This is a genomic window from Leptotrichia sp. SK-5, from assembly GCF_055387215.1.
Map to the genome: position 1 here is coordinate 1,686,967 of NZ_AP028931.1, position 13,855 is coordinate 1,700,821.

At 30.7% G+C, this 13,855-nt stretch carries 17 protein-coding genes and 1 riboswitch; of the genes, 7 read left to right on the top strand and 10 right to left on the bottom strand.

Annotated elements, in window-relative coordinates:
- Positions 1–74 precede the first annotated feature (74 nt).
- The 10 genes from ACZ5B9_RS08505 to ACZ5B9_RS08550 form a co-directional block, all read right to left on the bottom strand.
- Positions 75–344 carry a GNAT family N-acetyltransferase gene (locus ACZ5B9_RS08505; RefSeq protein WP_464422212.1) on the bottom strand — a complete coding sequence of 90 codons (270 nt, stop codon included), beginning with the start codon at positions 342–344 and terminating at the stop codon, positions 75–77.
- Between the two features lie 69 nt (positions 345–413).
- Complete coding sequence (locus ACZ5B9_RS08510) at positions 414–1,172, bottom strand: ABC transporter ATP-binding protein (RefSeq protein WP_464422213.1); 759 nt, start codon at positions 1,170–1,172, stop codon at positions 414–416.
- Between the two features lie 27 nt (positions 1,173–1,199).
- Entirely contained in the window at positions 1,200–2,174 is a 975-nt protein-coding gene (locus tag ACZ5B9_RS08515; protein ID WP_464422214.1) for an ABC transporter substrate-binding protein, read from the bottom strand.
- 46 nt (positions 2,175–2,220) lie between these two features.
- The gene (locus ACZ5B9_RS08520; RefSeq protein ID WP_455037426.1) at positions 2,221–2,976 is read right to left on the bottom strand and encodes an ABC transporter permease; all 756 of its coding nucleotides are present in this window, start codon (positions 2,974–2,976) and stop codon (positions 2,221–2,223) included.
- Positions 2,948–3,259, bottom strand: a complete 312-nt coding sequence (locus tag ACZ5B9_RS08525) for a thiamine-binding protein (protein WP_071125113.1) — start codon at positions 3,257–3,259, stop codon at positions 2,948–2,950. The genes ACZ5B9_RS08520 and ACZ5B9_RS08525 overlap by 29 nt, the downstream gene beginning before the upstream one ends.
- Before the next feature lie 147 nt (positions 3,260–3,406).
- A riboswitch (TPP riboswitch) is annotated at positions 3,407–3,496 on the bottom strand.
- A gap of 21 nt (positions 3,497–3,517) precedes the next feature.
- A complete protein-coding gene (locus tag ACZ5B9_RS08530) occupies positions 3,518–3,883 on the bottom strand; it encodes a hypothetical protein (protein ID WP_464422215.1) in 366 nt (121 codons plus the stop codon).
- 75 nt (positions 3,884–3,958) lie between these two features.
- A complete protein-coding gene (locus ACZ5B9_RS08535) occupies positions 3,959–4,153 on the bottom strand; it encodes an EexN family lipoprotein (RefSeq protein ID WP_464422216.1) in 195 nt (64 codons plus the stop codon).
- Between the two features lie 138 nt (positions 4,154–4,291).
- Entirely contained in the window at positions 4,292–4,690 is a 399-nt protein-coding gene (gene rpsI / locus ACZ5B9_RS08540) for a 30S ribosomal protein S9 (RefSeq protein ID WP_018450229.1), read from the bottom strand.
- A gap of 13 nt (positions 4,691–4,703) precedes the next feature.
- Positions 4,704–5,138: a 50S ribosomal protein L13 gene (rplM, locus tag ACZ5B9_RS08545; protein ID WP_018450228.1), complete on the bottom strand. Its 435-nt coding sequence runs from the start codon at positions 5,136–5,138 to the stop codon at positions 4,704–4,706.
- Positions 5,139–5,333: 195 nt separating this feature from the next.
- Entirely contained in the window at positions 5,334–5,669 is a 336-nt protein-coding gene (locus ACZ5B9_RS08550) for a hypothetical protein (RefSeq protein WP_464422217.1), read from the bottom strand.
- A gap of 297 nt (positions 5,670–5,966) precedes the next feature.
- On the opposite strand from ACZ5B9_RS08550, the gene ACZ5B9_RS08555 reads away from it, so the two are divergent.
- From ACZ5B9_RS08555 to nagE, 7 genes are all read left to right on the top strand, one after another.
- Positions 5,967–8,024, top strand: a complete 2,058-nt coding sequence (locus ACZ5B9_RS08555) for a BglG family transcription antiterminator (RefSeq protein ID WP_464422218.1) — start codon at positions 5,967–5,969, stop codon at positions 8,022–8,024.
- Entirely contained in the window at positions 8,018–8,449 is a 432-nt protein-coding gene (locus ACZ5B9_RS08560) for a PTS sugar transporter subunit IIA (RefSeq protein WP_464422219.1), read from the top strand. Before ACZ5B9_RS08555 ends, ACZ5B9_RS08560 begins: the two co-directional genes overlap by 7 nt.
- Before the next feature lie 46 nt (positions 8,450–8,495).
- Entirely contained in the window at positions 8,496–8,765 is a 270-nt protein-coding gene (locus ACZ5B9_RS08565) for a PTS sugar transporter subunit IIB (protein ID WP_006803591.1), read from the top strand.
- 23 nt (positions 8,766–8,788) lie between these two features.
- The gene (locus ACZ5B9_RS08570; protein WP_464422220.1) at positions 8,789–10,138 is read left to right on the top strand and encodes a PTS ascorbate transporter subunit IIC; all 1,350 of its coding nucleotides are present in this window, start codon (positions 8,789–8,791) and stop codon (positions 10,136–10,138) included.
- A gap of 51 nt (positions 10,139–10,189) precedes the next feature.
- On the top strand, positions 10,190–11,038 hold the full coding sequence (locus tag ACZ5B9_RS08575) for a transketolase (RefSeq protein ID WP_464423946.1): 849 nt from the start codon (positions 10,190–10,192) through the stop codon (positions 11,036–11,038).
- Entirely contained in the window at positions 11,039–12,001 is a 963-nt protein-coding gene (locus ACZ5B9_RS08580) for a transketolase family protein (RefSeq protein WP_464422221.1), read from the top strand.
- A gap of 328 nt (positions 12,002–12,329) precedes the next feature.
- Positions 12,330–13,760: an N-acetylglucosamine-specific PTS transporter subunit IIBC gene (gene nagE / locus ACZ5B9_RS08585; RefSeq protein ID WP_464422222.1), complete on the top strand. Its 1,431-nt coding sequence runs from the start codon at positions 12,330–12,332 to the stop codon at positions 13,758–13,760.
- Positions 13,761–13,855: the final 95 nt, after the last annotated feature.

The following is a 13,855-nucleotide window of genomic DNA, read 5'->3' on the forward strand; positions in this document are numbered from 1 at the left end:
CTCTACATAATTTTGTAAAAATTTTATTTTAAGGCTTTTTATTTTTAGCATTTTTCAATGAACTAATAATCCTTTTATGCTTTTAAATCATCATATTCTCCACTTTCAAACTTTTTCACAATGTAACTGCAAATCGGCACAATTTTATAACCATTTTCTCTTGCGTACTCCACACCAGCATCAAACAATTTCCCTGCAATTCCTTGACCTCTTAATTCGGAAGAAACTACAGTTGATTCAAAATACAATTTTTCCCCTTCTTTTCTGTAAGTCAATTTTGCAAGTTCATCTCCATTTTCTCCAAATATAAAAAATCCTTCATTTACTACATGTCTTATTTCCATTTTTCAAACTTCCTTTCAATATTTTATCTTATTATATAGTAAAATCGTTTTAAAATCAAATAAAAAAATTTACAAATATTTTAATATCTCACGCTTGTATTCAATAAATTTTTCAGACATTATAATTTCTTCATTATTATAGCCCTTGTTCTGACTATTTTTCAAGTCAACATTTATTTGTGCGGCAATTTTACCTGGACTTCCTGCCAGAATATAAATTCTGTCGGAAAGCAGTATCGCCTCATCAATATCATGAGTGATAAACAAAGTTGACATCTTAATTTTGTTCATTATGTTCAGATACCAGCTATGGATTTTATGCTTTGTAATGGCATCCAATGCACTAAAAGGTTCATCAAGGAGAGCAACTTCGCTGGAAAATAAATATGTTCTAAGCAATGCCGCCCTTTGCTTCATTCCCCCTGACAGTTTACTTGGATACAAATTTTCTGTACCTTCCAATCCAAAATCTTTAAAATACGGCTTTGCAATTTCCCGTGCCTTATTTTTATTTTCACCTCTTATTACAAGCGGAAGTGCCACATTGTCAATAATTTTTTTATGAGGTAAAAGCAAATCCTTTTGCAACATGTAGCTTATTTTTCCAGATTTTCCAGTTATATCTTCTCCATTCATTTTCACATTTCCAGAATCAGGCTTTAAAAGTCCTGCAATAATGTTAAACAACGTCGTTTTCCCAGCACCGCTCACTCCTAGAATACAAACCAGCTCATTTTCATACAAATCAATCGAAACATTTTCCAAAACTTTTTTATTTTCAAAAGAAATGGAAATATCTTTTATTTCAAGCTTTTTGTCTTTCTTCACTTAATATTTCTCCTTTTGATAAATTTTCTATTTCAGATACTCGTTACTATATCCAAAATCCTTTGGTATTTCACGCTCTACAGCCTTATTTTTGTAAAGCCACTCATAAAATCTGTTCCAACGGCTTGTATCAATTATTCCCCATTCTTTTGCATCAGACTGGTATTCTTTAGAAATCCACTTTTGGCTGGCTGTTACCAAGTTTATGTCAAGCTCTGGAGAATTTTTTACCAAAATTTTTGCTGATTCTTCTGGATTTTTCATTGCGTATTCATACCCTTTTTTTATTGCCTTCAAAACTTTTTTTGCAATTTCAGGATTTTTTTTCAGAAAGTCGTTATTTGCGATAATTACAGGACTGTAATAGTCAAGTTCTTCTCCATAGTCACGAATTTTTAGAAAATTTGTCTGAAGTCCTGCTCTTTCTGTAGCAATTCCATCCCACGCATAATAAACCCAGACAGCATCAACATCAGTCTTTAAGCCAGTTACAACATCTGTTATAGTATAAGGGATCAATTTTACTTTAGAAAAATCGCCTTTATCATCTGTTACTAATTTTTTCAAGATAGCCTGCTCAATATTGTCTTCCCAAGTGGCATATTTTTTACCTTCCAGTTTTTTTGGCGAGTCTATTCCTTTTTCCTTCAATGAAATAATTCCAGATGTATTATGCTGAAGAATTGCAGCGACAGCTGTTACTGGTACAGGATTCTCCTTTGCAAATGATTTTGCCAATGTATCCTGAAAACTTATTCCAAATTCTGCTCCTCCAGCTCCAATAAGTGCCGTTGTGCTCCCTTCAGGTGGCTGCACAATTTCCACATCCAATCCTGCTTCCTTAAAATATCCCAAGTCTTTTGCCACATAAAGCCCTGTATGATTAGTGTTTGGCACCCAATCCAGTACAATTTTTATTTTCTGATTACTTTTAGATTTTCCACACGAAACAGCCAAAACCAAGATTAAACATAAAATTAAAATTTTTGAAATTTTTTTCATTTTTTATACCTCTCTTCACTTTATTTTGAATTTTTTATTTTAAAACTTACTTTTCCCAAACCATGCACCATTTCTGTATTTTTTTTACAAGATACATAAGCAGCAGGCTTATTGCAGAAATAAGAAAAATTACCGCAAACATCTTATCAAATGAATACGATTTTCTGACTCTTGTCATATAAACTCCAAGTCCGCTAAATCCACCGAGCCATTCAGCCACAACCGCTCCAATTATAGAATATGAAACCGAAATTCTAAGCCCTGCGAAAAAATATCCTAATGAACCTGGCAATTTGACATGAACAAAGTTCTGAAATGGCGTTGCTCCCATCGTTTTTAACAAATTCAACATATCCTTGTCAGCAGAGCGAAATCCATCCAGAAGCCCAATAGTTATAGGGAAAAACGAAGTCATAACAATAAGCGTAATCTTTGGCAATATTCCATATCCCAGCCAAAGTACCAAAAGCGGTGCAATCGCAACTGTAGGTATTGTCTGAGTAATAACCAACACAGGATAAATCATTTTGAACGCATACTCAAACCTGTCCATAACAACCGCCACGGCAAAGCCCAGAATTATTCCCAGACCAAGCCCCAAAAATGCTTCAAGCAAAGTAATTTTTGTATGCTCCATAAGCAATGGAAAATCATAAACAAACGCTTTTACAACTTCAAATGGCGACGGCAGCATAAATTTTGGAATAATATTCACCATTGACAAAATTTGCCAAATTATCAATAATACAGCAATAATAATACTTGGTGCAATTTTATCTGTTATATTTTGAAATTTTTTCATCAATCTTTAAAATATCTCCTTTCGGTTTATAATTTATTTTTACATACGACATTACACCCTCAGCCCCCGCCTTCACAGCCACAACTTGACATTCCTTCACAATTTCCATAAGCTCGTCAAAATCCCCTTCTACCGTTGTTTCAAATGGAGCAACATTCATTTTTAACCCTTTGCTTTTAATAAATTCAATAACTTCATCAACAACTCTTACAATTTCCTCATTTCCCACAACATTTGGCAATACCTGAATTGCAATACTCGCATTAATTTCTTTTTTTTCCATAATTCATCATCCCTTTCCTTAAAACTGTTTTTTTATTTAAAATTTCTTTGTATAAAAAAATCCCCTTATCACAAGGAGATTCTATATTTCTATAAATTTTCTAAAATAATTTAAAAAGATATGCAAAATAACTTTAAAATTATTCCTTATTTTATATAAAATACTCCCTCCGACAGCATTACCTGTACAGGTTATATGGGTTTAATTCTCAGCAAAATTGCTCCCCAGTATTTTTTGTTAAATTGTCTAAATTTTTAACTAATCTACTTTTACTTCTGCTAAATCGGGATACACACCTTTGATAAAAAATATAAAATCTTTATCAAAATTAATAATGTACCATTTATTTTCATCTTCAAATGCCATTGATTTACCTTTTGTTTCTATTGCCTGTCCATTAACTTCCATTGCAACTGTTGTAGGAATAATAGCATAACTTCTTCCTGTTTCAGTTCTTCCAACTTTTACATTTTCAAAATCATAGCTATTTTGGGTAACTTTTACTCCTTTTGTAAAATTATCAAACATTTTCTTTGACATTTCTTTTAATTGCTCCACTGATATTGAAGCTTTGTCAGCTTGGTACTTGAAATATTTTTCTGGAACTTCACTCATTCCTGCCATAAAATCTCCAGCTTCCATTGCTTTAGCAATTCTATCGAGTCTTGTCTTAATTTCAGGTTTTACCTTATTCCAAGCCTATAATGCCAATTCATTCTGTGCTTGTTCAACATTTTTACAAATCTTTTCATCATGTTTTTCCTTACATTTCAAAACTGTTTCCTTCAACAATTTATCATCTTTTTTTAAATTCTCAACACTGTACTTATTTCCACAAGCTGTGAAAATTAACATTGATATTACAATTAGAAATAATAATTTTATCTTTTGCATACATTCTCCAACATCATTTATTTGAGTTAATTATACCTTATTTTTTCAAATTTTCAAAATTTTTATTTTTGATTGTTTTTCTAACCAAATAAAAACCCCTGAAAACCAGTGTTTCCAAGGGCGTATAAAATAATACAATTATCTTTTTGAGAATTGTGGGCTTCTTCTTGCTTTCTTTTTCCCGTATTTCTTTCTTTCAACCATTCTTGAATCTCTTGTTAAGAATCCTGCTTCTTTTAAAGCTCCTCTTAATTCAGCGTCAGCTACTAATAAAGCTCTTGAAACACCATGTCTAATTGCTCCTGCTTGTCCTGTGTTTCCTCCACCATTTACGTTAACTTTTACTCCATATTTGTTTAAAGTTTCTGTTAATTCTAATGGTTGTTCTACTATTTTAGCCAAGATTTCTCTTCCACCAAAATATTCTCTCATATCTTTTCCATTTATTGTTACTCCAGTTTCACCTGGTACTAATCTTACTCTTGCTACTGAAGTTTTTCTTCTTCCAGTTCCTAAATATTGAATTTTTTCTGCCACGAAAATTTACCTCCTATAACTCTATTCTTTCTGGTTTTTGTGCTGTATGTGTATGTTCTGTTCCTGTGAATAATCTCAATCTGTTAATCATTTGGCTTCCTAATTTGTTTTTAGGTAACATTCTTTCTACAGCTTTTCTGATTACTTCAGTAGGTTGTTTTTGTAACATTTCTTCTAAACTTCTTACTTTCAATCCACCTGGATATCCACTATGTCTGTAATATTTTTTGTCTAATAATTTGTTCCCAGTTACAGCAATTTTATCAGCGTTCAATACGATAACAAAATCTCCTCCATCAACGTGTGGTGTGTAGCTTGGCTTATGTTTACCCATTAATCTAACTGCGATTTCAGTAGCTAATTTTCCAAGTACTTTTCCTTCTGCGTCTATCTCATACCAGTTTCTTACAACTTCTTCTTTTTTTTGCATTACAGTGTATTTACTCACTTTGTTTCCTCCTGTTTTTATTCTCTATTTTATAGAATAACGGTCCTTTGTGGGAAAGGCTCATATTAATTAATTATATATTATTTCTTTTTACTTGTCAAGTGAATTTCCTTGATATTTTTCCATTTGAAGAAATTTAAAAGATTTTATTCATAAAAAATACCCTTTTTACTTTTAATCTTTATAAAAATCTGGTCATTCCATTTTCTCAAGATTTTTACTCATCTCTTTTTTTATTTTTTTTCTAAATTCATCTGATAACAAAAACTCATATCCATGTTTCTTAATAAGTTTCATCTCTTTTTCTGTTATTTCCTCTGGAGTTTTTGAACTGGCAATTTTATATGCTAACGAATCTTCCATACGACATTTTTTAATAAGTTTCATTTCTTTTTTTGTTATGTCTTCCAGTTCTTTTGAACGAATAATTTTATCAGCCATTATACTCTCAATCATACTATTACCAAAACAAGCAAATACATTTGTACTAATTCCTAAAGCTATTATAGCTAACACTAATATTTTTTTCATATTTATCATTCCTTCCATTTATTTTCACTGAAAATATAATTCTTGACATTTTACCTATTTGATTAAAGCAATATTCAAATCCAAAATATCCTTTTAACACAACATTATTATACCACATTTTTTCTATAATGTCAATTTTTAAAGTAATGTTTTTTCCGTGATTTTAAATAAACTTAAAAAAAATAAGGAAATAATAAAATTATGCAGATGGTAACATTTTTTCAAATATATTTGAAATGGAATTTAGATTGATTATTTAAATTTTTGAGGTATCCTTATTATAGAAAGGTGAATAATATGTTAAATTATAGGGAAACTGAAGTATTAAATAACCTTATTAAAGGAGAAAAATATAATTTCAAATTAATATCTGAAAAATATGGCGTTTCAGACAGGGCCGCTAGATATTATATTAATAATATTGACAGTATTTTACGGTTACTTGACTATAAGATTACTAAAAAAGTTAAAAACAGTATTTATCTTGATACTAATCAGGATTTTAACAATCTATTTGAGATTTTGGAAAAAATTAACAAACTATCTATAGAAGATAGAATAAATATTTTGAAGTTAATATTATTTTTTGACGAAAAAGGGCTTAATATTACAAAAATATGTAAAGAACTTGAAATTTCGAGAACAACAATAAAAAAAGATTTGAAACTGATGTCAGAAGAATTTAAAATGCAAGGAATCGAGCTAGTTTATAAAAATGCTAACGGTTATCGCCTTAATGGTAATTTTCGAGAAATTCTCATAAAAAAAATTGACCTTTTGGAGCAAATATTTGATTCCCTTAATAATAAAAATTTTTCAAAAGTGATCAAAACACAAGTTTTTCGTTATTTTTTCAAATATATTAAACAAAAAAATATTGAAAATGCAAAAAAATTTATTGTAGAAATTGAAAAGGTGATGTTTTTAAATATAAATGAAGAAAGCTATAATAAAATATTTTCTTATGTATTGTTACTGCTAAACTTTGAAAAATCTCATGAAAATGAAACAGATTTGATTGCAAAAAAATTTTTAATTCACACAGAAGAATATCAAAAAATTGAAAAGATTTTACAAAAAATTCTGAATAAAAATAAAATAAAATCTGAAATGTTAATTGAAATAACTGACTTGATAATGGGAATAAATATAAACAGTCTAAAAAATAATTCATTTAAAGGCTGGATAAATGAAGAACTGATTATAAAAAAAATGATTTCTAAAGTGAGCAAAATTGTAAAAACTGACTTGACACGTGATGAAATATTATACAATGGACTTTTATACCATATAAAGCCTGCTATGTATAGAATAAAAAATAATATTCAAATTACAAATTCAGTTTTTCAAGAACTTATTTTAGAAAAAGATCCTATTTTGGAAGTAGTAAATAAAGCTGTCGAGGAAATTGAAGGGCTTTTTGAAGTAAAGTTTCCAGAAGATGAAATTGCTCTTATGGGCTTTCATATAAAGGCTTCCATCGAAAGAAACACTTCTGAAAAAACCAAAAAAGTAATATTAATTTGCGGACTAGGTTATGGCAGTTCAAAAGTACTTGAACAAAGTTTAAAGGAAAATTATGATTTGGATATTGTAGATGTTCTGCCATACTACTTAATAAAGACTTCAATGCCCAATTATGCAAATATTGATTTAATTTTATCTACTATCAATTTAGAAGAAAACTATGATATTCCTGTTATAAAAATAAATCCATTGCTTAAAGAACAAGATTTTATCCTCTTATCAAAATATGGAATAAGAAAAAATATAACAAAAATTTCTTTAAAGCAAATAATGGACATAATAAAAAATAATACAACCATAACAGATGAAAATAGACTTATAAATGAATTGAAAAATAAACTTGAAAATAAAGTTATTGATGATTTGTCAGAAGTAGGAATTATTTTAAAGAAAATGCTTAGTAAAAATAATGTCCAATTTGTGGATAAAGTTAAAGATTGGAAGGAAGCAATAGTTAAAGCTGGAGATATACTTGAAAGAAACGGATTTATCAAGCAAGATTATACAGTAGAAATGATAAAATTAATTGAAAAACATGGAGCTTATATTATTATTGAGGAAGGACTGGCAATTCCACATGCACCAATTTCAAAAAATGTATTAAAAACGGGGATTTCATTATTAATTGTAAAAGAAAAAGTTCTATTTCCAAATGGAAAAGGCGCAAACATATTTTTAAGTTTTGCAGCTGCCAGCAAAACAGAGCATCTAGGAATTTTAAACGACTTATTTGAATTAATTACAAAATATAATTTTATTGAAAAAATCTCAAAGATAACTAAATATGAAGAATTAGAAGAATTTTTCAGAAAGGAACTTATATGTTAGAAAAAATACTTGATGGTAACATTCAAATAATAGATTCTGTAATCGACTGGAAAGATAGTATAAAAATTGCAAGTAAATCTTTGTTAGAAAAAAACATAATAACGGAAAATTATATCAACGCTATGATAGAAAGCATCGAAAAACTAGGCTTTTATGTTATTTTAAGAGATAATTTGGCAATGCCGCATGCAAGACCTGAAGACGGTACATCGGGCACTGGAGTGAGCCTTTTAAAACTCAACAATCCAGTATATTATGGGGATTCCAAAGTACGGCTGGTATTTGTGCTGGCAACTAAAGATGCCAACAGCCATTTGGAAACTCTTATGCAGTTAATGGAGTTGTTTCAGGATGATGAAAGCATTGAAAAACTTATAAATTCAAAAGATTATAATGAAATATTAGAAGTTATAAAAAAATATTGATTTAAAAAATAAAAATAATTTATAAAAAAATTAGGAGGAGATTATTATGAAAATTATGGCAGTTTGTGGATCAGGATTAGGGAGCAGCTTTATGGTGGAAATGAACATTAAAAAGGTTCTTAAAAAAATTGGCGTAGAAGCTGAAGTTGAACATTCCGACTTGGCATCAGCACTTCCAGGAGCAGCAGATGTATTTGTAATGGGAAAGGACATTGCAGAAAGCGCAACAGTTCCAGCTGACAAGTTAATTGTTTTAGACAGCATTATCAGTATGCCTGAACTGGAAGAAAAATTAACAGATTATTTCAAAAAATAAAATATAAAATTCAGGAGGTAAAAATGAAAAGCTTATTAACTCTTATTGTAGACATTTTAAAAGTTCCATCAATTTTAGTTGGATTAATAGCTATGATTGGTTTACTAGTCCAGAAAAAACCAGCTACAGATATAGTAAAAGGTACAATTAAGACGATTTTAGGATTTTTAGTGCTAGGTGGAGGAGCAGGACTTGTTGTAAACTCGCTGGCACCTATGGGAAGCATGTTTGAACAAGGATTTCACGTTCAAGGAATAGTGCCTAATAATGAAGCAATTGTTTCATTGGCATTAAAAGAATACGGAACAATAACAGCGTTAATAATGGCACTTGGAATGTTCTGGAATATATTTATCGCAAGATTTACAAAGTTAAAATATATTTTCCTGACAGGACATCACACTTTATATATGGAATGCATGATTGGAATAATATTAAAAGTTGGCGGATTTGAAGGGCCTTTATTAGTAATCATTGGTTCGTTGACATTAGGACTTGTAATGGCAATATTTCCTGCATTGGCACAACCTTACGTTAGAAAAATTACTGGAAGTGACGATGTTGGATTTGGGCATTTCAGCACAATAGGGTATGTTTTATCAGGATTTGTCGGATCTTTAGTTGGAAAAGGTTCAAAATCAACTGAAGAAATGAAATTGCCTAAAAATTTAAGTTTTTTAAGAGACAGCTCTATTTCAATTTCATTAACTATGATGATAATTTACTTAATTCTGGCATTAGTTGCAGGAAAAGAATATGTTGAAAAGGAATTAAGCAGCGGAGATAACTTTTTAGTATTTGCAATTATTCAGGCTATAACATTTGCAGCGGGAGTTTATATTATTTTATCAGGTGTTAGACTTGTTCTTGCAGAAATAGTTCCAGCCTTTGTAGGATTTTCTGAAAAGCTTGTACCAAATGCAAAACCTGCGTTAGATTGCCCAATCGTATTCCCTTATGCACCAAATGCTGTATTAATCGGATTTTTATGCAGCTTTTTAGGAGGAGTTATTGGATTATTTATGCTTGGTATGTTGAAATGGACTCTTATCTTGCCAGGAGTAGTTCCTCATTTCTTCTGCGGAGCGACAGCAGGTGTATTTGGAAACGCTACTGGTGGTAGAAGAGGTGCTTCAATTGGAGCCTTTGCAAATGGACTATTATTAACATTCCTGCCTGTAATTTTATTACCAGTGCTAGGAAATTTAGGATTTGCAAACACTACATTCTCTGATGCAGATTTTGTAACAGTTGGAATTGTATTGGGAAATATGGCAAAACATATATCTCCAGCAGTAATTTCTGGAATAATCGTTGGAATAACTGCTATTTTAGTAGTCTTTGGATTTGTACCTTCAAAAAAATCAGAATAAATCATTGTTAAAACTGAATAACAATTGACTATCATTTGGAAGGAGCAAAAAATAAATAGTGATTATAATGAAAAGGTGAAAGAAATGAAAAAATTAGCCGCCAATATTAGGATAAATACACTAAAATCCCTTACTAATCTAGGTTTTGGGCATTACGGCGGGAGTTTATCAATCGTTGAAATATTAGCAGTACTGTATGGCGGCATTATGAATGTTGATGCTAAAAATCCACATTGGGAAGGCAGAGATTATTTTGTGCTGTCAAAAGGGCATGCAGGCCCTGCACTGTACACAACTTTAGCTTTAAAAGGATTTTTCCCGCTTGAAGAAATTTACACATTAAATCAGAATGGAACAAATTTGCCAAGCCATCCGGATAGACTCAAAACAAAAGGAATTGATGCAACAACAGGTTCTCTAGGGCAAGGAATCTCAATTGCCACAGGAATTGCAAAAGCCTTACAAATAGATAAAAAATCTAATAGGGTATTCTGTATTGTTGGAGATGGAGAAATAAATGAAGGACAGTGCTGGGAGGCATTTCAGTTTATTGCTCACCATAACTTAAATAATTTAACGGTGTTCCTCGATTACAACAAAAAACAGCTGGACGGTGCTTTGGATGAAATAATAAAGCCATTCTCTTTTGAGGAAAAAATGAAATCATTCGGCTTTGATGCTGTTACTGTAAAAGGAAATGATATTGAAAAAATGTATGATATTTTAAAAGTGCCTCGTAAAAATAATGAAAAACCACTATTTGTAATACTTGACACTATAAAAGGGCAAGGTGTCGAATACATTGAAAAATTGAAAAATTCACATCATCTAAGATTAACTGATGAACTAAAGCGAGAAATCGAAAAGGCGATAAAGGATTTGGAAAGCGAGGTGGAATAAATGATAAAAATTTATAATGGAACTCCAAAAAAAGATGAAATAGAAATGAGAAAAGTTTATTCTTCCAAACTTTGTGAATTACTGGAAAAACATAATAAAATTGTAGCTCTTGAAGCTGACTTAATGAACGCAATTACAACTGACAAGATACAGAATAAATATCCTGAAAGAGTTATAAACTGCGGTATAATGGAAGCAAATATGATAGGTGTTGCAGCTGGAATGTCCATTGCTGGTAAATACCCCTTCGCACATACTTTTACAGCTTTTGCAAGCCGAAGATGCTTTGATCAGTTATTTATGTCGGGGGCATATCAGAAAAATAATATTAAAATAATTGCTTCTGACGCAGGAGTAACTGCCGCACATAATGGAGGAACTCACATGTCTTTTGAAGATATGGGAATAATGAGAGGTCTTGCCAATACAGTTGTTCTGGAAGTGACAGATGCGGCAATGTTTGAAAATGTTCTTGAACAAGTTGCTACAAAAGATGGTTTCTACGGGGTTAGAACAATTAGAAAAAATGCAACGACAATTTATGAAAAAGGCTCAACATTTGAAATTGGAAAAGGAAACTTATTAAAAGATGGTTCAGATATTACTTTAATAGCAAACGGAATTATGGTGGCAGAAGCCTTAAAAACAGCAGAAAAATTAAAAAACGAAGGAATAAATGCCGCTGTAATAGATATGTTCACTTTAAATCCAATAGACAAAGAGTTAATTGAAATGTATGCACAAAAAACAGGAAAAATAGTAACTTGTGAAAATCATAGCATTCATAACGGTTTAGGAAGTGCAGTTGCTGAAGTAATTGCGGAAACTGGAAATGCAAAACTACATAGAATTGGAATAAAAGAAAGATTTGGGCAAGTTGGAACTTTGAATTTTTTGATGAATGAATATGAATTAACTGCAGAACATATTTTTCAAGCTGCAATGAAATTGCTAAAATATTAAAATCCATTTTAATTAAAATGAAAAATATCGATTTATTAAGTTAGAGTTTATTAATAAGTCGATATTTTATTTTCTACATTAAATCTCATTAGATTAACAGAATAAAATGTTTTATTACATAATTAAACTGTTAAAAATTAGAAAAGTATGCAAAATAAGAAAAAATAGAATAAGATAAAAATACTTAGAAAAAAAATAGAAAAACATTAAAAAAATTTGTTTTTTAATATTGACATCTAATAAAAATAAGATATAATAATAAGGTAAAAAGTTTATATTCATAAATAAAAAAATATAAACAAAAAAGTAGAAAGAGAGTTGGTTAAAAATGATGAAGTATTTACAGAAAATTGGTAAATCACTTATGCTACCGGTTGCAGTATTACCAGCTGCAGCAATACTTTTAGGAATAGGTTACAGACTTGACCCTGTTGGTTGGGGAGCAAACAGTCCTGCAGCGGCTTTCCTAATAAAATCAGGAGCTTCTATACTAGACAATATTCCTATATTGTTTGCAGTAGGAATAGCTGTTGGAACATCTAAAGAGAAAGATGGTTCTGCGGCATTAGCAGGGTTAGTAGGTTTTTTAGTAATAACTACGTTATTATCTAAAGATGCTGTTGCAGTTTTGACAAAAGTGGAAGTAGATAAAGTTCCTTTAGCTTTTGGAAAAATAAATAATGCATTTATAGGAATATTATCAGGAATAATAGCAGCTGAAATTTTTAATAGATTTCACAAGACACAGTTGCCAATGGCTTTTGCATTCTTCAGTGGTAAAAGACTAGTTCCAATATTAACATCAGCTGTAATGCTTATATTATCTCCTGTATTATTCTTTGTATGGCCTATAATATTTGGAGCGTTAGTAACTTTAGGAGAAACATTCTTAAAACTTGGACCTTTAGGAGCCGGAATATTCGGATTCTTTAACAGATTGTTAATCCCTTTAGGATTACACCACGCATTAAATGCAGTTTTCTGGTTCGATGTAGCAGGAATAAACGATATTGGAAACTTCCTTGGAGGAACAGGAGTAAAAGGTATTACAGGAATGTATCAAGCAGGATTTTTCCCTATCATGATGTTTGGACTGCCAGCAGCTGCATTTGCAATGTATCAAGAAGCTAAACCTGAGAGAAAGAAACAGATTGCATCGTTAATGTTAGCAGCAGGGGTCACTTCATTTGTAACAGGAGTGACAGAACCTCTTGAATTTGCATTTATGTTTGTGGCACCTTTATTGTACGGAGTTCATGCTGTTTTAACAGGATTAAGTTTATTTATAGCATCTATGTTCCACTGGACAGCAGGATTTGGATTTAGTGCGGGACTTATTGACTTTTCACTTACTTCAGGGATGCCAATGGCTAATAATCCGTTTATGTTGTTAGTTCTAGGAGTTGCATTTGGAGCAGTTTATTATCTGTTATTTAAAGTATTGATAAATAAGTTTAATTTAAAAACGCCTGGAAGAGAAGACGAGGATAATGAAGAAGAATTAAAAATAGAAGCTTCAAATAGTAATCACGCAGAAGTTGCTGCAATTATATACGAAGCATTAGGTGGAAAAGATAATGTAGTTTCTATAGATAACTGTGCTACAAGATTAAGACTGGAAGTAAAAGATTCAACTATAATTGACGACAAAAAAATAAAAAAGGTTGCAGCAGGAATAATAAAACCTTCTAAAACAGATGTTCAGGTAATTATTGGTCCATTAGTGGAATTTGTTGCAAATGAAATGAAAAGATTATAAAAGTATATTACTATAAAAATAAAAACTGCACTTAAACTTTAAATACAGGATTGAAAGTGCAGTTTTAAAATATTTTTATTTTTTTATCTAATTTT